This is a genomic window from Thauera butanivorans NBRC 103042 (assembly GCF_001591165.1).
GTDB lineage: Bacteria > Pseudomonadota > Gammaproteobacteria > Burkholderiales > Rhodocyclaceae > Thauera > Thauera butanivorans.
Genome location: NZ_BCUG01000011.1, coordinates 25,144 through 45,939, shown reverse-complemented (window position 1 = coordinate 45,939; position 20,796 = coordinate 25,144). Strand labels below are relative to the sequence as shown.

The 20,796-nt window shown below is 67.2% G+C and carries 12 protein-coding genes; 4 read left to right on the top strand and 8 right to left on the bottom strand.

Features of this window, described 5'->3' with window-relative positions:
- Positions 1–153 precede the first annotated feature (153 nt).
- On the top strand, positions 154–5,847 hold the full coding sequence (gene uvrA, locus TBU01S_RS05625) for an excinuclease ABC subunit UvrA (RefSeq protein ID WP_174524508.1): 5,694 nt from the start codon (positions 154–156) through the stop codon (positions 5,845–5,847).
- Between the two features lie 71 nt (positions 5,848–5,918).
- Here the strand turns inward: uvrA and TBU01S_RS05620 are convergent, their stop codons facing one another.
- Positions 5,919–6,896, bottom strand: coding sequence for an SdiA-regulated domain-containing protein (locus TBU01S_RS05620; protein ID WP_068635662.1), 978 nt, complete (start codon positions 6,894–6,896; stop codon positions 5,919–5,921).
- A 189-nt stretch (positions 6,897–7,085) separates the two neighbouring features.
- Between TBU01S_RS05620 and TBU01S_RS05615 the strand changes: the two genes are divergently transcribed.
- Positions 7,086–7,781 (top strand): cytochrome b/b6 domain-containing protein, encoded by a 696-nt coding sequence (locus TBU01S_RS05615; RefSeq protein WP_068635661.1) that lies wholly within the window; start codon positions 7,086–7,088, stop codon positions 7,779–7,781.
- 106 nt (positions 7,782–7,887) lie between these two features.
- Here TBU01S_RS05615 and TBU01S_RS05610 read toward each other — a convergent pair whose 3' ends face one another.
- Positions 7,888–8,340, bottom strand: coding sequence for a c-type cytochrome (locus TBU01S_RS05610; RefSeq protein ID WP_068635660.1), 453 nt, complete (start codon positions 8,338–8,340; stop codon positions 7,888–7,890).
- Between the two features lie 271 nt (positions 8,341–8,611).
- Here TBU01S_RS05610 and TBU01S_RS05605 point away from each other — a divergent pair, with 271 nt between their 5' ends.
- A complete protein-coding gene (locus TBU01S_RS05605; protein ID WP_174524509.1) occupies positions 8,612–10,234 on the top strand; it encodes a methyl-accepting chemotaxis protein in 1,623 nt (540 codons plus the stop codon).
- Between the two features lie 57 nt (positions 10,235–10,291).
- Here the strand turns inward: TBU01S_RS05605 and TBU01S_RS05600 are convergent, their stop codons facing one another.
- Both TBU01S_RS05600 and TBU01S_RS05595 read right to left on the bottom strand, forming a co-directional pair.
- A complete protein-coding gene (locus TBU01S_RS05600) occupies positions 10,292–11,758 on the bottom strand; it encodes a DegQ family serine endoprotease (RefSeq protein WP_068635658.1) in 1,467 nt (488 codons plus the stop codon).
- 153 nt (positions 11,759–11,911) lie between these two features.
- Complete coding sequence (locus tag TBU01S_RS05595) at positions 11,912–14,014, bottom strand: TonB-dependent receptor plug domain-containing protein (protein WP_068635657.1); 2,103 nt, start codon at positions 14,012–14,014, stop codon at positions 11,912–11,914.
- Positions 14,015–14,146: 132 nt separating this feature from the next.
- Between TBU01S_RS05595 and TBU01S_RS05590 the strand changes: the two genes are divergently transcribed.
- Positions 14,147–15,085: a hydrogen peroxide-inducible genes activator gene (locus TBU01S_RS05590; protein ID WP_068635656.1), complete on the top strand. Its 939-nt coding sequence runs from the start codon at positions 14,147–14,149 to the stop codon at positions 15,083–15,085.
- Positions 15,086–15,189: 104 nt separating this feature from the next.
- On the opposite strand, the gene TBU01S_RS05585 is transcribed toward TBU01S_RS05590, so the two are convergent.
- From TBU01S_RS05585 to TBU01S_RS05570, 4 genes are all read right to left on the bottom strand, one after another.
- Positions 15,190–17,787 (bottom strand): DNA topoisomerase III, encoded by a 2,598-nt coding sequence (locus TBU01S_RS05585; protein WP_068635655.1) that lies wholly within the window; start codon positions 17,785–17,787, stop codon positions 15,190–15,192.
- A 119-nt stretch (positions 17,788–17,906) separates the two neighbouring features.
- The gene (locus TBU01S_RS05580; protein ID WP_068635654.1) at positions 17,907–18,377 is read right to left on the bottom strand and encodes a Smg family protein; all 471 of its coding nucleotides are present in this window, start codon (positions 18,375–18,377) and stop codon (positions 17,907–17,909) included.
- Positions 18,378–18,463: 86 nt separating this feature from the next.
- On the bottom strand, positions 18,464–19,588 hold the full coding sequence (gene dprA / locus TBU01S_RS05575) for a DNA-processing protein DprA (protein WP_068635653.1): 1,125 nt from the start codon (positions 19,586–19,588) through the stop codon (positions 18,464–18,466).
- A 17-nt stretch (positions 19,589–19,605) separates the two neighbouring features.
- Positions 19,606–20,634 carry a LysM peptidoglycan-binding domain-containing protein gene (locus TBU01S_RS05570; protein ID WP_068635652.1) on the bottom strand — a complete coding sequence of 343 codons (1,029 nt, stop codon included), beginning with the start codon at positions 20,632–20,634 and terminating at the stop codon, positions 19,606–19,608.
- Positions 20,635–20,796: the final 162 nt, after the last annotated feature.

The window sequence follows — 20,796 nt, the reverse complement described above, 5'->3', positions numbered from 1 at the left end:
CGTCTCCTGTCGATCGTTTTTTTTATGCAGCGGGGCCTTCGCAGTGCAGTTTAGCGGTCTCGCAGCTTCACTGCTGGCCCGCGGCTGGTAAGGGATTCGGTCCGGCGCGGGCCAAGCCTTAGAATGTCGCCTTGTGCGACTTTCCCGCGAGCCATGTCCGCCGCCGACCACGATCCCGCCGCCATCCGCATCCGCGGCGCGCGCCAGAACAACCTGCGCAACCTCTCGCTCGACCTGCCGCTGAACCGCCTGACCGTCGTTACCGGCGTGTCCGGCTCGGGCAAATCCTCGCTGGTGTTCGACACCTTGTACGCCGAGGGCCAGCGCCGCTATGTCGAGACCTTCTCGCCCTACGCGCGCCAGTTCCTCGACCGCATGGACAAGCCGCAGGTCGACCGCATCGAAGGCGTGCCGCCGGCGATCGCGATCGACCAGACCAACCCGGTGCGCACCTCGCGCTCGACGGTCGGCACCATGACCGAGCTGGCCGACCACTTCAAGCTGCTGTACGCGCGCGCGGCGCATCTGCACTGCCGTTGCTGCGGCAAGCCGGTGCGGCGCGATTCGGCCGCCAGCATCGCCGCCGACCTCAGGGCGCGCGCCGAGGCAGAGGGTGATCCGCGCCTGGTGGTGTGCTTCCCGGTGCCGGTGCCGGCCAACTTCAGCGAGGAAGAAGTCGCCGGCCTGCTCAATGCGCAGGGCTACACCCGCATCCAGCAACGCATCGCCGGCAAGGGCGGCGAGGGCGACATGCTGATGGTGGTGCAGGATCGCTTCCGTGCCTCGAACGCCGATGAAGCCCGTCTGGCCGAAGCGCTGGAAACCGCGCTGCTGCGCGGCAATGGCCGCATGTCGGTTCATGCCTCGGGCGAGGGCGTGAAGCCGGATTCCGCTTCGGCGGACGGCGAGGCCGTATGGCGCTACTCCTCCGGCCTGCACTGCGCCGAATGCGACATCCACTATGCCGAGGCCACCCCCGGCCTGTTCTCGTTCAATTCGCCGATCGGCGCCTGCGAGACCTGCCGCGGCTTCGGCCGCGTGATCGGTGTCGATTACAGCCTGGTGGTGCCGGATGAGTCGAAGACGCTTGCCGAGGGCGCGGTCAAGCCCTGGCAGACCGAAAGCTTCCGCGAATGCCAGGACGACCTGGCGAAGATGGCGAAGAAGTACGGCGTGGCGATGAACATCCCGGTGCGCGACCTGCCGCCCGAGCATCGCCAGTGGCTGTTCGAAGGCGATCCGAAGTGGAAGAGCTGGGACAGCTCCTGGCCGCGCCTGTGGTACGGCGTGCGTCACTTCTTCGACTGGCTGGAGAGCAAGGCCTACAAGATGCACATCCGCGTGCTGCTGTCGCGTTACCGCAGCTACACGGAATGCCCGGCCTGCCACGGCGCGCGGCTGAAGCCGGATGCCTTGCTGTGGCGCCTGCCGGTCAAGGTCGAAGGCGCCGGCGATGCGCGCGGGTTGGCGATCCACGAGTTGATGGCGCTGCCGGTCGATCGCGTGCGCGACGCGGTGGCGGCGCTCGGCCTGCCCGGCGCCGCCGACGAGGCCACCGAACTGGTGCTGGGCGAGATCCGCAGCCGGATGGACTATCTTGCCGACGTCGGTCTGGGCTACCTGACGCTGGACCGCCAGTCGCGCACGCTGTCGGGCGGCGAGGTGCAGCGCATCAACCTGACGACCGCGCTCGGCACCTCGCTGGTCAATACCCTGTTCGTGCTCGACGAGCCGTCGATCGGCCTGCACCCGCGCGACATCGGCCGCATCCTCGGCGTGATGACGCGCCTGCGCGATGCCGGCAACACGCTGGTGGTGGTGGAGCACGACCCGCAGGTGATGGTCGCTGCCGACGAACTGCTCGAGATCGGTCCCGGCCCCGGCGAACGCGGCGGCAACATCGTCGCGCGCGGCACGCCGGCCGAGATCGCCGCCGATCCCGGTTCGGTGACCGGCCCCTGGCTGGCCGGCCGCAAGCGCATCGACATCGACCGCCCGCCGCGTCCTGTCGATGCCGCCACGCCGCGGCTGAAGCTGATGGGCGCCCGGCAGCACAACCTGCGCAACATCGACGTCGCCTTCCCGCTAGGCCGGCTGAGCTGCCTGACCGGCGTGTCCGGCTCGGGCAAATCCACGCTGATCCAGGATGTGCTGTACCCGGCGCTGGCCAAGCATTTCGGCGAGTCGATCAGCGAAGCGCCGGGCGATTTCGATCGCCTGGAAAATGTGGATAACTTGCGCGGCGTGGTCATGGTCGACCAGTCGCCGATCGGCAAGAGCTCGCGCTCCAACCCGGTCAGCTACGTCGGCGCCTGGGACCCCATCCGGGCCTTGTTCGCCACCCTGCCGGAGGCCAGGCAGCGCGGCTACACCCCGGGAACCTTCAGCTTCAATGCTGGCCACGGCCGCTGCCCGACCTGTACCGGTTCGGGTTTCGAGCACGTCGAAATGCAGTTCCTGTCCGACGTCTGGCTGCGCTGCCCGGACTGCGATGGCAAGCGATACCGGCCGGAAGTGCTTGAATTGAAATGGAATGGCCTGTCGGTCGCGGACGTGCTCGAACTCACCGTGCATGAGGCGTTGGACGTCTTCCGCGAGCATCCCAAGGCGCTCGCCGCGCTGGCGCCGCTGGCCGACGTCGGCCTCGACTACCTGTGCCTCGGCCAGCCGGTGCCGACGCTGTCCGGCGGCGAAGCCCAGCGCCTGAAGCTCGCCGGCCATCTTGCCGGGGCGGCGCAGAAGAAGACTGTACGCAAAGCCAGGCCTGTGGATAACTTTGGGGAAAAAACAGGGGACAGCGCCAGACCCGGAACCGAACCCGGCCTGCTCTTCCTGTTCGACGAACCCACCACCGGCCTGCATTTCGAGGATGTCGCCAAGCTGCTAGGCGCCTTCGACAAGCTGTTGCAGGCCGGCCATTCGCTGATCGTCATCGAGCACAACCTGGACGTGATCGCTGCCGCTGACTGGATCATCGACCTCGGCCCCGAAGGTGGCGAGGGCGGCGGCATGATCGTGGCCGAAGGCCCGCCGAACGTGGTGCGTGGCCACGAAACCTCCCATACCGGCGCTGCGTTGCGCGAATACGCTGAAGCGCTCGAGCGCACGCGCAGCGAAGCGGCCGGCCAGGCTTCCGGTAAGGCGCTGCTGGCTGCCGAACCGGCGGTGCGCTACCGCGCGATCGCGGCGCCGGCGATCGAGATCCGCCATGCGCGCGAACACAACCTGAAGAACGTCAGCCTGAGCATTCCGCGCGACCGCTTCAGCGTCATCACCGGCTTGTCGGGCTCGGGCAAATCGACGCTGGCCTTCGACATCGTCTTCGGCGAAGGCCAGCGCCGCTACCTGGAATCGCTCAACGCCTATGCGCGCCAGTTCGTGCAGCCGGCGAGCCGGCCCGATGTCGATGGCCTGTTCGGCATTCCGCCGACGGTGGCGATCGAGCAGCGCACCAGCCGCGGCGGGCGCAAGAGCACGGTGGCGACGCTGACCGAGATCCACCCCTTCCTGCGCCTGATGTACGTGAAGCTGGGCACCCAGTTCTGCCCGGACTGCAATGTGCCGGTGACGCCGCAGAGCTTCGAGGCCATCGTCGCGCAGATCCAGCGCGAGTTGCGCGGCGCTTCGGTCGAAGTGCTGGCGCCGCTGGTGGTCAATCGCAAGGGCTTGTACACCGACCTCGCCAAATGGGCGCGCAGCAAGGGCCACACGCAGCTGCGCGTCGATGGCGAATACCTGCCGACGGCGAAGTGGCCGCGGCTCGACCGCTACAAGGAACACAACATCGAGCTGCCCACCGGCATGGTGGTGGTCGAACCGGAGCACGAAGCCACGCTGCGCGAGTTCGTCCGGCAGGCCCTGGAGATCGGCAAGGGCGTGATCAAGGTGCTCGCGCTCGGCAAGCTGGGCGCGGAACCGATCACCTTCTCCACGCTGCGCGCCTGCCCGAGCTGCGGCACCGGCTTCCCCGAGCCCGATCCGCGCCTGTTCTCGTACAACGCCAAGCACGGCTGGTGTCCGAAGTGCTTCGGCACCGGGCTGAAGACCGCGCCGCGCATCGAAGACCCGGATGCGCTCGATCTCGGCGATGCCGAAGGCGTCATCGTCAGCGACGAGCCCTGCCCGGCCTGCCACGGCGCGCGGCTGAATCCGGTGGCGCGGGCGGTGCGCTTCCGTGAGCTCGGCCTGCACCAGCTCGCGGCCTGGCCGGTGGATAAAGCTGCCGTCTTCTTCGGCGATCTGACGCTGAACGAGCGCGAAACCGACATCGCGCGCGACCTCGTCGCCGAAATCCGCGGCCGCCTGGCCTTCCTGCAGCACGTCGGCCTGGGCTACCTCGCGCTCGACCGCGCCGCGCCCACGCTGTCGGGCGGCGAGGCGCAGCGCATCCGGCTGGCGGCGCAGCTCGGTTCCAACCTGCGCGGCGTCTGCTACATCCTCGACGAACCGACGATCGGCCTGCATCCGCGCGACAACCGCCTGCTGCTCGATACCCTGGAAGCCCTGCGCGACCGCGGCAACACGCTGCTGGTGGTCGAGCACGACGAGGACACCATCCGCCGCGCCGACCACGTCATCGACCTCGGCCCCGGCGCCGGTGTGCGCGGCGGCCAGGTGGTGGCCGAAGGCGGCATCGCCGATCTGCTCGCCGCACCCGCGTCGGCGACCGGCGAGTGCTTTCGCCATCCGCTGCAGCACCCGCTGCGGCCGCGCCGGCCGGTGCTCAAGGATCATCCTTCGATCCGCGTCGAAGGTGCAAGGCTGCACAACCTGCAGGACGTCTCGGTGCGCATTCCGCTCGCCCGCCTGAGCGTGGTCACCGGCGTGTCCGGCTCGGGCAAGTCCAGCCTGGCGCGCGACGTCATCCACGCCAACCTGCGCGCCCGCCTCGGCGATCCCGAAGCCACCCGCGCCCGCCGCCGCGGCCAGGCCCAGCCGGCCGAAGTGAATCAGCCGCTGGTCGGCTGCAAGGCCATGCACGGCTGGCAGCAGGTCGGCCGCGTGCTGGAAGTCGACCAGACCCCGATCGGCAAGACACCGCGTTCCTGCCCGGCGACCTACGTCGGCTTCTGGGACGCGATCCGCAAGCTGTTCGCCGACACCTTCGAGGCCCGCACGCGCGGCTGGAGCGCATCGCGCTTCTCCTTCAACACCGGCGCCGGCCGCTGCCCGGTATGCGACGGCGCCGGCCAGACCACGGTCGAGATGAACTTCCTGCCCGACGTGAAGACGCCGTGCGAGGGCTGCGGCGGCGCCCGCTTCAACCCCGAGACGCTAGCGGTGCGCTGGAAGGAGCGGACGGTGGCCGAAGTGCTGGCGATGCCGGTGGACGAAGCGGTCGATTTCTTCGCCGCCCATCCGACCATCGCCCATCCGCTGCAACTGTTGCAGGACGTCGGCCTCGGCTACCTGACCCTGGGCCAGCCCAGCCCGACGCTGTCCGGCGGCGAATCCCAGCGCATCAAGCTGGTCACCGAGCTGGCCAAGGTGCGCCGCCGCCCCGGCGATGCCGAGGACACCGGCGGCGTGCCGCTGCCGGCCGACAAGCACAGCCTGTACGTACTCGACGAGCCGACCGTGGGCCTGCACATGGCCGACGTCGACAAGCTGATCCGCGTGTTGCACCGCCTCGCCGATGCCGGCCATACCGTGCTGGTGATCGAACACGATCTGGACGTGATGGCCGAAGCCGACTGGCTGATCGATCTCGGCCCGGAAGGCGGCGACGGCGGCGGCCGGGTGGTGGCTGAAGGCCCGCCGGAAACGGCGATGGCGACGGAGGGCTCGCACACCGGCCGCTATCTGCGGGAATTCCTCGCCAGCCGCGCAAAGGGCGCAGGCCAGTAGCAGGGTGGGTCGGGCCACGTAGGCAGAGCGAAGCGAGACCCGCCCGTCAAGCCTCGGGCGAAATCCACCCATCATCGAGATCGGTGGGTTTCGCCTGAGGTTCTACCCACTCTGCGGGCTGATCCTTCGGCCCACTGCGGCCGTGGTTCCCGCTCGAAGCGGTAGAACAGGTTGGGTTCCGACAGTACGTAGATGGCGCCGTCCGGCCCGGTCGTGAGCCCTTCGGCCTGCGGCACCATCGATGACAGGCCGTGCCAGCCTTTCCACATCGGCAGCATGCTGACCGGGCTGCCGTCCGGCGCGTATTCGACGATCAGCGCCGATTCGTCGCTCAGCAGCAGCATGTTGCCGGTCGGTTCGTGAACGGTCAGCGAGGACAGGTCGGTCATGAACAGCGCGGATGCTTTCGACGACGTCCATTCGCTGATCTGCAGGTCGAAGGCGCTGCCCTTCAGCAGTCCGGGCAGACCGGCGATGGCGAACACCCGCAGCGGTGCCTTTTCCTTGACGACGAACAGGCGCTGGGTGGTGGAATCCCACGACACGCCCTCGAATCCGCGATTCTTGTACAGATCGATCGCCAGCCCCAGGCGCGGCACGCCGCGCAGGTCGATGCTGTCGGTGTCGGCGCCGATGATGACGCGGTAGAGTTGCTGGTCCGGCTCGTCGGCGATGACGAAGACGTCGCCGTCGATGTGGGCGATACCTTCCGGATCCTGGCCGCCGTGGATCGGAATCCGCCGCAGCAGGCGGCCCTCGGTATCGAGTTCGATCACTTCCTGCGGCGCATTGGTGACGGAGAACAGCGTGCCGGTCGCGGGGTTGAAGGTCAGCCCCGAGGCATTGCGTTCGATGCCCTCGATCGGCCGGGCCTCGACCGCGACACGGTAGAAGGGCAGCCAGACGCCCTTCTCCTGCCACTCGGCCGAGTGGCTCTTCATCGTCATCCAGTAATATGCGAACGGAACGACCTTGAAATGCCAGATGCCGAACGCCAGGATGGCGAGCAGGGCGGTCAGGCAGAAAATGCGTCTTTTTTTCTTGGTCATCGCGGGGGTTTGCGCAGGAGGGTGGGGTGGCCGGGAAGCTGATTCTAGCGGTCCTCGCCGACGAGCGGCGACCGGCCTTTGCTACAGTCTGTACTGCCGCTTGCGATGCTGCGCTGCGGAACTCTGGCCGGCCGGATTTGTCGTTCTCCAGATCACCGAGCATTCCGGACCATCCAACAGGAACAATCCATGAACATCCGCAAGATACTTGTGTGGGATATCCCCACGCGCATTTTCCACTGGACGCTGGTGCTGCTCGTCGTCGCGGCCTACTGTACGGCACTGATCGGCGGCAACCTGATCGTCTGGCATGGCTGGCTGGGCATTGCGATCGGCGGGCTGCTGGTCTTCCGCCTGATGTGGGGCGTGATCGGCTCGACCTACGCGCGTTTCGCCAACTTCGTGCCGGGGCCGGGCGGCATCGTCGCCTATCTGCGCGGGCAATGGCGCGGCGTCGGGCATAACCCGCTCGGCGCGCTGTCGGTGCTGGTGCTGCTGGCGATCCTGGGCTTCCAGGTGGTCAGTGGCTTGGTGGCGAACGACGACATCGCTTTCGAGGGGCCGCTCTACGCGCTGGTGAGCAAGGACACCAGCGACTGGCTCAGTGGCCTGCACCGGCAGAATTTCTGGATCACCATCGCGCTGGTTGCGCTGCACGTGCTGGCGGTTCTTTTCTACGCGCACGTGAAGAAGGACAACCTGGTGAAGCCGATGATCACCGGCTTCAAGGAAGTGTCCGATCCCGAGCTGAAATCGGCGCAAGGTGGCGGCACGGTCGCTTTCATCCTGGCACTGGCAGTGGCAGGTTTCGCGGTGTGGGCGGCAATGGGCGGGCTGCTGCCACCGCCGCCGCCGCCTCCGGCCCAGGCCGTTCCCGCCTGGTGATCGCGGGCGGCAAGCCTGCCGCATGGGTGCCCGTCTGCGGGCGGGCGTACGAAAATGAAAAAAGCCGCGAATCTGCGGCTTTTTTCATGTCGGTCACGGGTGTGTTTCAGTCCGCGCGATACTTGTCGTGGCAGGCCTTACAGGTGCCGCCGGTGTCGCCGAAGGCCTTCTGCACCGCAGCCTTGTCGCCGGTGGCGGCGGCGGCAACCAGATTGTTCGAGGCGGTATTCAGGTCGGTGGCGAGCTTGGCGACATCGTCCATGTTCTGGAAGAACTCGGGCTTCACGCGCGTCCTGACGTTGCCGATGTCCTTTTCGGTGCCGGGGCCGAACAGCGCGCCCATGCCCGAGCCGGAGATGGCGGCGATGGCGTTGGCGGCGGCCTGGACCTGCTGGGCGTTGAATTCGCCTTCGAGGTTGGCCTTGATCTTGCCCATGTTCCAGGACATGAAGCTGTAGCCGGCCTGGCGGTACTTGATCTGGTCTTCGGGCTTCACCTGGGCGGATGCGGTGCCGGCGACGGAAAGGGCAAGGATGCCGAGTGCGATGATCTTCTTCATTGTTACCTCGTTGCTGCTTTGGAGTGTGGTTGAAAAAATGACGCCAAGGAGGGCGACGGGTTCGTCCTGGAACCGGACCGCCCTGCGACAGCGTGGCTTCCGCGTTGGTTCAATGCATCTTATATCAGCGCATAATGATATTCTGTTTGCACGGTAGCGATCAAACCCCGCGATGCCGGCTCAAGAATGCGGGCTTTCCGGCCGTTGATGGGAGACGGGCCCGCCGATGGAGTGTTTGGGCCCGCCATCGTAGTTGTGGAGAGAGGGAATGATGCGCCGCTTTGCGGATACTCCGATCTGGTTCAGGTTGACCGCCGCGATCTGGCTGATGCTGGTGCTTGCCTGGGGAAGCATGATCGTGTGGGAAACGCGCGTGACCCGCGACATGGCGATCGGGCAGGCGAGGGATTTCGCCGCCACGGTCAACGAAATGACCATGGCCGGGCTGACCGGCATGATGATCACCGGCACCGTGGCCCAGCGCGACGTGTTTCTCGACCAGATCAAGGAATTGTCGGTGGTGCGCGACCTGAAGGTGATCCGCGGCGAGGAGACCAGCCGGATTTTCGGCCCGGGCGAGGCCGGCGAAGTTCCGCTCGACGAGGCCGAGCGCCGGGCGCTGGCCGACGGCCGGACCCACATGGCGGTGGAGCACGGCGCGGAACATGGCGAGCATCTGCGCGTGGTCATACCGGCGCTGGCGTCGAAGGACTGGCTGGGCAAGGACTGCATCACCTGCCATCAGGTTGCCGAAGGGGTGCCGCTGGGTGCGGTCAGCATGCGCGTCTCGCTCGACCGGGCGGAGGCGGCAGTGACCGAGTTTCGCAACAAGAGCATCGTCTTCGCCGCGCTGGCGTCGCTGCCGCTACTGGGCTTCGTGTTCTTCTTCATCCGCCGCTTCGTTGCCCGCCCCCTGTCCGGTCTGGCTGCCGGCCTCGCCGAAATCGCGCAAGGCGGCGGCGACCTGACGCGCCGTCTCGAACGGGCCGGCAAGGACGAGATCGGCCGTACCGCGGATTCATTCAACGACATGATGGCCGTCATCGCGGTGCTCGTGCGCGAGGTCGGCGCGGCGGCCGACGAAGTGGCACGGGCGGCGCGGCATCTGGCGGAGGGCGCCGATGATCTCGGCCAGCGCTCGCACCGGCAGAACGAACGTTCGGCAACGGCCAGCGCCGCAGTCGAGCAGATGAGCGGCAGCATCACGCACATTGCCGACAATGCGGCCGAGGTACGCGAACGTTCGCATGCCAGCCTGGCGCATTCGCGCGAAGGCGAGCAGAGCGTGCGGCAACTGATCGGCGAGATGGAGCAGGTCGAGTCGGCAGTGCGCCAGATGGCGGGCACGGTCGGTGATTTCATCGAATCGACGCAAGCCATTTCACGCATGACGCAGGAGATGCGCGAGATTGCCGAGCAGACCAACCTGCTGGCGCTGAATGCCGCGATCGAAGCGGCACGCGCCGGCGAGCAGGGGCGCGGCTTTGCGGTGGTTGCCGACGAAGTGCGCAAGCTGGCCGAGAAGTCGGCGCGCTCGGCGGGCGAGATCGACGGCATCACGCACGAGATCGGGCAGCGTTCGGATTCGGTGAGAGGGGCGATCGAGAGCGGCCTGGCCCACCTCGAATCGAGCCGAGTGGTGGCGGATGGTGTTTCGCAGGTGCTGGGTGCGGCAAACCTGCTGGTCGCCGAAGTAGGCGAAGGGCTGGACCGCATTGCCACCGCAACGGCCGAGCAGCGCCGCTCCAGCGCATCGGTGGCATCCGGCATCGACGACATCGCCGGCATGGCGAGCGAGAACGATCTCGCCATCGGGCAGACGGTGCAGGCGGCGCGCGAGCTGGAACGGCTGGCGGCACGGCTGCAGGAATCGGTCGGGCGCTTCCGGGTGTGAGGTGCCGGGCCTGAACGGATTCGTGGGGGCCGGGGCGGGGCCGGCCCCCGTCTTGCGTCACTCCAGCCGCAGCGGCACGTAGATGCGCGATTCACCGCGCTGGATCAGCAGTGCGAAGCGTTTGCCGGCCGCCCGGACCAGCTTGCGGAAGTCGGCGACGTTGGTGACGGCATTGTTGTTGAGCGCGATGATGACGTCGCCGTTGCGCAGGCCGGCGCGTGCGGCGGCACCATCCACGCTTTCCACCACCAGGCCGCCGCGCAACTGCAGCTGGGCCGCCTCCTGCGAAGTCAGTGTCCGCACGCTGAGGCCGAGACCGGCATCGATGTTTTCGACCTGGCTCGGCACCGGGGCGGCGGCGATGTTGTCGTTCGTCATTTCGTCCAGCGTCGCCACCACGTCGCGGCTGCGGCCGTCGCGCCAGATTTCCATGCGGATGCGGGTGCCGGGGCGCTTCTCGCCGACTGCGCGCGGCAGGTCGGCCATGTCGTCGATGCGCTTGCCGTCCAGGCTCAGCACCACGTCACCGGCCTGGATGCCGGCCTTGTCGGCGGCGCTGCCCGGCTCCACGCTGGCCACCAGGGCGCCGCGCGCGTCAGGCAGGCCGAAGGACTGGGCGAGATCCTTGTCGACGCTCTGGATGCCGATGCCGAGGCGGCCGCGCTGCACGCGGCCATGGGTGGCGAGCTGATCCTTGACGTTCATGGCGACGTCGATCGGGATCGCGAACGAAATGCCCATGAAGCCGCCCGAGCGCGAATAGATCTGCGAGTTGATGCCGATGACCTCGCCGGCGAGGTTGAACAGCGGCCCGCCCGAGTTGCCGGGGTTGATTGCGACGTCGGTCTGGATGAAGGGTACGTAGGTCTCGTCCGGCAGGCGGCGCGCCTTGGCCGAGATGATGCCGGCGGTGACGGTGTTGTCGAAGCCGAAGGGCGAGCCCATCGCCACCACCCATTCGCCGACGCGGGCTTCGTCGGCCTTGCCGATCTTCACCACCGGCAGGTCCCTGGCCTCGATCTTCAGCAGCGCGACGTCGGTGCGGCGGTCGATGCCGACGACCTTGGCCTTGAACTCGCGCTTGTCGATCAGCGTCACGGTGACTTCGGACAGCGCCGCGTCGCCATCCTCGCCGGCGACGACGTGGGCATTGGTCAGCACGTAGCCGTCGTGGCTGACGATGAAGCCCGAACCGATGCCCTGCCGGGCGCGCGGCCCCATGCCGGGCTGGCCGGGGAAACCCGGCATCGGTACGCCGAAGCGGCGCAGGAAGTCGTAGAAAGGATCGTTGGCGAACGGATTCTGGCCGCCCGCCGTCTGTTGCTGCTGCACGACGCTGATATTCACCACCGCCGGGCCGACCTGTTCGACCAGATCGCCGAAGTCCGGCAGGCCGTAGCGGTTCGGCGACACCAGCGAGGCCGCTGGCGCGGCCTGGGCATGGACGGCGGGAATCAGGGCCGTGCCGGGCAGCGCGGCAGCGATGGAGAGAGCGAGAACAGTGGTCACAAGATGTTTGCGCATGATCGATTCCGTAGTTGTTCAGTGCCGACGACAGCAGTGGACGTCGATTCGCCGAGACTGTTCCACTGCACACATCTGATTGCAAATTTGGGATGAAGCAGGCCGGGATCAAGCCTTCCGGACGATTTTTCCGCCGCAGGATCCCGGCTTGCCTCAGAGAGGCATGCTCACGGTCAGGAAGACCTGCCTATCCGCCTTGTTGGGTTCGCGATGCCGGTGCTGCGGCATCGACTGCAGCGGCTTGTGCGCCAGTTCCTGGTGCCTGCCGAGGAGGTTGATGGCCGTCAGGCGCACATCCATCGAACGGTCGCCGATGCGCAGGCCGCGGGCGATGCTCCAGTCCAGGCTGGTGTAGGAGGACACGGTGTAATGCAGGCCGGGAACGTCGCCGGTCGTGGCCGCGAGCGGCCCCATGCGCAGCAGGCTCATCGTCGATCGCCAGTTGCCGAGCCGCTCCACCCAGGTCAGCGTCGCCGTGTAGGGCGGGACGCTGCCCCGCACGGCCTTGTCGTCGGCCCGGCGCTGGATGAGGGTATGGGTGAACGACAGCGTCGTGGCTGCCCGCGGCTGTAGTGAAAGCTGGTATTCCAGGCCGCGGAGGCGAATGCTGCCGGGTGCATTGGACCACTGCGTGGAACCCATGATGCGATGGATCAGGAAGGGGTCGCCATCGGTTGCATCCTTCAGGGTTTCGCTCGGGTCGAAAGGGTGCGGGAGCCTGACGGGCCTGCGCTGGATGTAGTCCCTGACGTGTTCGTCGAATGCGCGGACATCGAGCAGGCCGCCCCACGGGGTGCTGCCGAGGTAGCCGATTTCCCAGGTATCCAGCCGTTGCGGACGAAGATGGGGGTTGGGGGTGTAGCGTTGGTTGACCACGCCGAGCCCATCGACCGATATCCGCACGTTGGTCCACAGCTCGTGCAGCGTGGGCTGGCGCCAGGCGCGCGAATAGCCCACGCGCCACGTCATGTCGTCCCGCGGCTGCCAGTTCAGGAATACGCGCGGTGCGAAGCGGACGCGGTCGCCTTCGACCTGCTCGGCCATGGCGCCGAGGTTCCACAGCCATTCGGATGCGGAGCGCCATTCGGCATTGCCGAACAGCCGCCATTCTTCCCGTGTGCGGCGGCGGCTGTCATAGAGGAAATCCGAATCGATGCGGTCGTAGCGCCATTCGCTACCCCACAGCAGGCGCAGCGCGTCCGTTGCGGCGAAGCGATGCTGCAGCGAGACGTTGTCGCGCAGGGTGTCGCGGTTGTTATTGACGTTGCCGCGATAGCGCGGCATTTGCAGCAGCCTCGAGCAGAGGTGTCCCACGCGGACGTCGTGGACGGGGCAGTTGGCCCAGGAGTCGACCCACCAGTCGTCCCGGGTGTGTTCACGGTTGCGGTACCACGATACGGTCCATTCTTCATCGGATGAGGGCAGATGCCGCCAGCTTGCGTGGATCGTGTAGTCCTGCTGCCTGAGCTTGCGGATGCCGCTGCCGTCGAACAAGGTGTCCGGATAACCTTCGTCCTGCGTGGCCGTGGCGTAGCTGGCGGAGAACTCCAGCGTGTCGGTGGTTCCGAGGTCCAGATCGCCGCGGAGGTTGAACGAACGCAGGTGCTGGCCGTCGTGCAGCCCGGACCAGCCGTCGTCGCGCTGCTCCTGCGCGCTCAGCCGCAGGCCGAGCGCGCCGCTGCGCAACAGCGCCCGTCCGCTGACGTCGGCGATGCCGCGGCTGCCGATGCGCGCGCTGACGGAATGGCCGGCTTCGGCGCCGGTATGGCGGGTGACCAGATTGACCACGCCGAGAAAGGCGTTCGAGCCGTAGCTCGCGGAATTGGAGCCGCGCACGATCTCGATGCGCTCGATGTCCTCGAGCACGACCGGAAGGGCGCGCCAGTTGGCGCCGCCGGAGTAGTGGGGAGAATAGACCGAGCGGCCGTCGATCAGCACCTGCATCTGGTTCGGATGGTCTGCGCTGAGACCATGGTAGGTCACCCACTGCTGGTTGCCGCGTTCCTGTGCGACCATCATGCCGGGCACGAGCCGGAACAGCCGGGCGAGTTCGCGGTAGCCGGTGGCTGCGATCATGTCGGCGTCGATGACGGTGACGGCACCGGGTGTATCCTGCAGGGGCTGCGGCAGGCGCGATGCGCTCAGCACCACCGGCAGCGGCTGGAAGAAGGCATCCTCGGCAACGGCATCGCCTGCCAGCGTGAAGGCGAGCAGAGGCGGCATCATCGCGCTGGCATGGTGCAGGCGGAGCGGCATGCGTGTCCGTCGAATGATTCCAGAACGTCGAAGTATAAGCGGGCGGCCATCGAAGCACGCAGGGGCGTGATGGGCAAGGTAACATCGACAGCCCATCCGGAGGGTTAAAACCATTTCAAGCGGGAGCAGACCATGACCTTGACCGATCTGCGCTATCTCGTCGCGCTCGCCCATGAGCGCCATTTCGGCCGCGCTGCGGAGAAATGCCACGTCTCCCAGCCGACCTTGTCGGTGGCAGTGAAGAAGGTCGAGGAAGAACTCGGCATCCAGCTCTTCGAGCGCAGCGCGACCGAAGTCAAGATCACCGAAACCGGCCGCCGCATCGTCGCCCAGGCCGAGAAGGTGCTGATGGAGGCGAGCCAGATCCAGGAGATCGCCGCCGCGGGCAAGGACCCGCTGGCCGGCCCGCTGCGCCTCGGTGTGATCTACACGATCGGCCCCTACCTGCTGCCGCGGCTGATTCCGCGCATGCATCAACTGGCACCGCGGATGCCGCTGATCATCCAGGAAAACTACACCGCCCGGCTGGCCGAAGCGCTCAAGCGCGGCGAACTGGACGTCATCATCATCAGCCTGCCGTTCGAGGAGGCCGGCATCGTCGCCCAGCCGGTGTATGACGAACCTTTCCGCATCCTGATGCCGGCCGATCATGAATGGACGCAGGAGGCGGCGGTCGATGCCCGCCTGCTGGCCGAGGACCAGTTGCTGCTGCTCGGTGCGGGCAACTGCTTCCGCGACCAGGTGCTGGAAGTCTGTCCGAGCTGCCGCAACGTCGGCGGCCTGCAGCGCACGCTGGAGGGCAGTTCGCTGGAAACGATCCGCCACATGGTCGCCACCGGCCTCGGCGTCACCGTGCTGCCGAGTTCCGCGGCGGACGATGCGACGATGCAGTATCCGCTGGTGGCGGTGCGTCCGTTCTCGCAGCCCGAGCCGGCGCGCCGGGTTGCGCTGGCGTGGCGCGTCACCTATCCGCGCAGCGGCGCGATCGACATCCTGCGTACCGCGATCCTCGAGAGCGGCTTGCCCGGCGTGCGCCCGGTCGGCCGGGTGCCGGTGAAAGAGCCCGTCTGAGCGGCAGCGGCGATCGTCCCGGACCGAAAACGGCAGGCCGCCGCTCGCGCGCGGCGGCCGACGCTGCCAGGCCGGTCTGAGGCGGTATCGAGGGTCGGGCCGGCTCAGCCGGTCTTGCGGGTCGTGCGCTTCCTGGCGGGGGCTTCGGGCTTGGCAGCCGGGGCTTCCTCGTCGGTATTCACCGCGGTCTTCCCGGCTTTTGCCCCGGCGGCCTTGGCGCCGGCTTTCGGCGTCTTGGCCTCGAACTCGAAGCCGACCTTGCCGTCCTTGCCGCGCACCAGGAAGGCCGAGAACTTGCGCCGCGTGCGGGCCGAGACGAAGCCCTTCAGCAGTTCGGTCCTGCCTTCGGCCAGCAGCCTGGCCATCTGTTCGCGCTCGATCGGCTGCTGCAGGATGATCTTGCCGGAACGGAAGTCGCAGCTCTTGCCCGGGCCGACCGATTTCTCGCAGACGTAGGCCATGCCGTGCTCGAACACCCGGCTGCTGCACTTCGGGCAGGCGCCGACGCTCTGCTGGCCGGAGAAATCGACCGCTTCGGCTTCCTCGCCTTCCTTCGGCTGGCCGAAGTCGAAGGCGGGCTGCTTGTCCTCGTTGAGCACGATCTCGGCGTTGAACAGGCGGCCCATCTTGTTGCGGAAGCCGAGCAGCGGGCCGACCTTGCCTTCGCGCAACAGGGTTTCGATCTCGTCGTATTCGAACTGGCGGCCGGCGACGATCTTCCAGGTGCTCCAGTCGCAGCGCTGGCAGGCGAACTTCTTGTAGTTCTCCTTCACCACGCCGCCGCACTTCGGGCAGGGCGTCTTCAGCGTGACGAAGTCGCCCGGCACGGTGTCGGATTCGTAGCGCTTGGCGCGTTCCACCACTTCGCGCGCCATGTCGGCGATTTCCTGCATGAAGGCTTCGCGGCTCAGTTCTCCCCGCTCCATGCGCGACAGCTTGTATTCCCAGCCGCCGGTCAGCTCGGGCGAAGTCAGCGCGTTCACACCCAGGCCCTTCAGCAGCGTGATCAGCGAGAAGGCCTTGGCGCTGGGGATCAGTTCGCGGCCTTCGCGGTGGATGTACTGCTCGGTGATCAGCCCTTCGATGATCTGCGCGCGCGTGGCCGGCGTGCCGAGGCCGCGTTCGGCCATCGCCGCGCGCAGTTCCTCATCGTCCACCATCTTGCCCGCGCCTTCCATCGCCGACAGCAGCGTGGCTTCGTTGAAGCGCGCCGGTGGCTTGGTCTGCAGCGACTTGAGCAGGATGTCCTCGGTGGCCACCGTCTCGCCCTGCTTCACCGGCACCAGCTGCGGGCCGCCGTCCTTGCCGTCGCCTGCCTTGCCATCCTTGTCGTCGCTGGCGGCTTCCTTGCCGTAGATCGCCAGCCAGCCCGGATTGACCAGCACCTTGCCCTCGGTCTTGAAGGCTTCGCCTTCGACGCGGGTGATGCGGGTGGTGATCTGGTATTCGGCCGCCGGATAGAACACCGCCAGGAAGCGCTTGGTAACCAGGTCGTAGATCTTGTGCTCGGCCTCGGACAGGCTCTTGGGCAGCGTGCCGGTCGGGATGATGGCGAAGTGGTCGGAAATCTTGGCGTTGTTGAAGATGCGCTTGTTCGGCTTCACCCAGCCTTGCCTGGCGATCTCGGCAGCGAAGGGAGCGTACTGCTCGGGCAGGTTGCGCATGACTTCGCCGACCGTGCCGAGGTAGTCCTCGGGCAGCGCGCGCGAATCGGTACGCGGGTAGGTCAGCACCTTGTGCTTTTCGTACAGCGCCTGTGCCAGCTGCAGCGTGACGCGGGCGGAGAAGCCGAAGCGGCCGTTGGCTTCGCGCTGCAGGCTGGTGAGGTCGAACAGCAGCGGCGACAACTGCGTGGAGGGCTTGGATTCCTCGCTGACCACGCCCGGTTTGCCGTCGCACTTGGCGCGGATGGCCTCGGCCCGGGCCTTGTCCCAGATGCGGTAGGCGGTGGCGTGCTCGTCGCCTTCCGGCTTCTTGAACTTCTCGTCGAACCAGCGCCCGGGGTAATGCCCGGCCGCAGCGGCGAAGTCGGCTTCCAGCTCCCAGTAGTCGCGCGGCTTGAACTTGCGGATCTTTTCCTCGCGCTCCACCACCAGCGCCAGCGTCGGCGTCTGCACGCGGCCGACGGTGGTGAGATGGAAGCCGCCGGTCTTGGAGTTGAACGCAGTCATCGCCCGCGTGCCGTTAATACCGATCAGCCAGTCGGATTCGGCACGGCAGATCGCGGCATTGCGCAGGCCTTCGACTTCCTGCGCGGCGCGCAGGTGGGCAAAGCCGTCGCGGATCGCCTGCGCCGTCATCGACTGCAGCCACAGGCGCTGCATCGGCTTTTTGGTGCCGGCGTGCTGGGCGATGAAATTGAAGATCAACTCGCCTTCGCGCCCCGCGTCACAGGCGTTGATCAGGCCGGTGACGTCCTTGCGCTTGATCAGCCGGGTCAACAGCTTCAGGCGGTCCTCGGTCTTCTCGATCGGCTTGACTGCGAAGTGAGGCGGGATGACCGGCAGGTGGGCGAAGGTCCATTTGCCGCGCTTGACCTCGAATTCCTCCGGCACCGCGAGTTCGAGCAGGTGGCCGACGGCCGAGGACAGCACGTATTCGTCGGACTCGTAGTAGTCCTTTTCCTTGGTGAAGCCGCCGAGCGCACGGGCGATGTCCTGTGCGACGGAAGGTTTTTCCGCGATGATCAGTTGCTTGCTCATGCTCTCTGGCTGTCGGGCGGGCCGGCATATGCCGGCTTGGGGGGGTCGGGAGGCTGGAGCCGCGGATGATAAAGAGGCCGCGCCGCGCCTTGCAAGCAGTCGGGACTGCCGTATTTTGCCTAATGTATCGTGGGACTGTAATCCCAGTCTTCATCGACACTCAGCAGTTCATCGACCATCAGCGTGTCGATCGGTTGCTCCTGCTGCCACAGCACCATCAGCACGATGACCTTCAGGCGGTCGAGCGTGATGTCGACACTCTCCAGCGCGAGCGCGCGTTCGATGATCAGTTCGCGATGCACGCCGTCCAGCACGCCGGCGCTTTCCATCAGCGCCAGGAAGCCGCGACAGTCGGCATTCAGGTGAAGCTGTTCGTCCTCGGTGTAGATGCGGACCGAGCGCTCGTCGGGCGCACCGGCCGGATGGGTTTCGCGCGCCACGTGCTGCAGCCCGGCCAGCCATTCCAGCGCGCTGGCGATTTCTGTTTCCTCGAAGCCGGCAGCGGACAGCTTGCGCGCAAGCTGGTCGGATTCCGGGCAGGCGTCGGCGTGGATGTAGCTTTCGTAGAGATAGACGAGGATGTCGAACAAAACGGTCTCTCAATGGAACGGCAAGGGGAGCGGCGGTGACGCGGGCAAGGCTGTCGTGGCGCGGGTGAAAGGGAGAACGATGTGGTTCAGCGCCCGACTCTCTGGATGCGGCCGCCGGGAAGGCTGGCGACCTGCCCGTCCAGCTCGAGCGGCAGCAGGATGGCGTACAGGGCATCGACCGTCAAGCTGCAGCGTTGCGCGAGCGTGTCGAGGGCGACGGTATCGTGGCCGATCGCCTCCATCACTCGGGCGGCATCGCCGTCGAGTGCCAGGCTGGCCTGCGGTGCGGCGACGCGTTTCGCCGCGTGCGCCGGCAGCCGCGTGCCGAGCCGGCCGCGCAGCTCCTCGACCACGTCCTCGGCGGTTTCCACCAGCTTGGCGCCGTCGCGGATCAGGCGGTGGCAGCCGCGCGACAGCGGCGAATGGATGGAGCCGGGGATGGCGAAGACCTCGCGTCCGCTTTCGGCTGCCAGCCGCGCGGTGATCAGCGAGCCGCTGTTGAGCGCCGCCTCGACCACCAGCACGCCCTGCGCCAGGCCGGCGATGACCCGGTTGCGGCGCGGGAAGTTGTGCTGCAGCGGCGGCGTGCCGAGCGGAAACTCGCTGACGATGGCGCCGCAGGCGGCAATTTCCCTTGCCAGCGCCGCATTGCGGGCCGGGTAGATGCGGTCGATGCCGGTGCCGACGACGGCCACCGTGCCGGCGCCTGCCGCACCCGCCGCCAGGGCGCCGCGGTGGGCGGCGGTGTCGATGCCTGCCGCCAGGCCGCTGACGATGGTGAAGCCCCGGGCGGCCAGATGGCGGGCGAAGGCTTCGGCGTTCGAGCCGCCCTGCGGCGTGGCGCTGCGGGCGCCGACGATGGCGAGCGCCGGTCGCTGCAGCAGCGCCGGATCGCCCTTGACGTAGAGCAGCACCGGCGGATCGGCGATGTCGAGCAGGGTGCGCGGATAGGCTTCGTCGGCCAGGGTCAGGATGTGGCTGCCGTCCTCGGCAGCCCATGCCCGGGCGCGTTCGATCCAGTCCTGCCGGGGTTCGGCGAGCAAGGCATCGGCCGCGGCACTGCCGACGACGCTTGTGATGGCGCTGCGCCCGGCGGCGAAGATGTGCCGCGGCAGGCCGAAGGCGGCGAGCAGGCTGCGTTGCCGGTCGGCACCCAGTCCGGGCGTGGCGGCCAGCCGCAGCCAGTCGATGAGGTCGTCGTCCTCGGTCAATGGTGGCAGCGGGCGCGTCAGGGTTTGCGGACGGCGTCGCCGACCGTCACCGGCCCGTCGGTTTCCATCACCAGCGCGTAGGACACGCGATCGAACACGCGGAACACGAACAGCAGGCCGTAGCGCTTTTCCGGCAGAACGAAGGTTTCCTTGCCGTTGTCGCCGCGATAGACGGCGGTGCCGCGGTTGCGGAACAGGCTCAGCACGTGGCCCGGCTCGACGCCGTCGCGGGCACCGGTGTCGAGGGCGACGACGTGCAGGCGGCCGGTTTCCTGCACGCCGCGATGGATCGACACCACATGGCCGTCGACGGCGTGCTCGGGCGCATGGGGCACGTAGGAGAACACCTTGGGCGCTTCGCTGGGCAGCAGCAGGTCGCCGGCGCCCACTTCCTCGATCGCCGACAGGATCTCGAGCGTTGCCGGCTCGCCATGCGCGGTGACGCGGGCGCTGCCCAGGTTGTCGGCCTCGTAGGCGATCAGTTCGCCAGTCAGCGGGTGCTTCAGCGGGCGGGCCGGGCGCATGATCTGCCAGACTTCGATGGCGGGATCGAGGTTCTTGGCGAACACGGTGTCGCCGGCGCCGGTCATCACGCGGCTGGTTTCGGTGGCGACGATGGTCGCCGCGCCTTCGAGATTGGCCTGGTCGATGACCAGCGGTTTGTTCAGGAACGGCTCGATGACATGCACCGGGATGCTCGGCACGGCGTTTTCGAGCGTTTCCTCATACACCTTCGGCTGCAGCTTGCCGCTGCCGCCGATGCGACGACCGATGCTCAGCCAGGGCCCGCTGCGGTCGAGCAGCACGACCTGGCCGGGGTAGATCAGGTGCGGGTTGCGGATCTGGTCGCGGTTCATGCGCCAGACTTCCGGCCAGCGCCAGGGCTCGCTCAGGAAGCGGCCCGAGATGTCCCACAGCGTGTCGCCCTTGACGACGGTGTAGCTGTCGGGCGCGTTGTCGGCAAGCCGGACGTTGGACTGGGCGATCGAGGCGCTGCTGAACAGCGCCGAGATGCCGACGAGGAGAGGGAATATAATTCGGATCATCGATCGCTTCCGGTTGGGTGGGGCACTTCGGTCAAAGGCCGGAACGCCCGCGGCCTGGCTGGGTCGAATCACGGTGGGCGCAGGGTGCCGAAACGCCCGCGTGACCGCCCCGGGATTATCGTGCATTACGTGTGCATATGCGCGAAATCACTTGAAATTCTG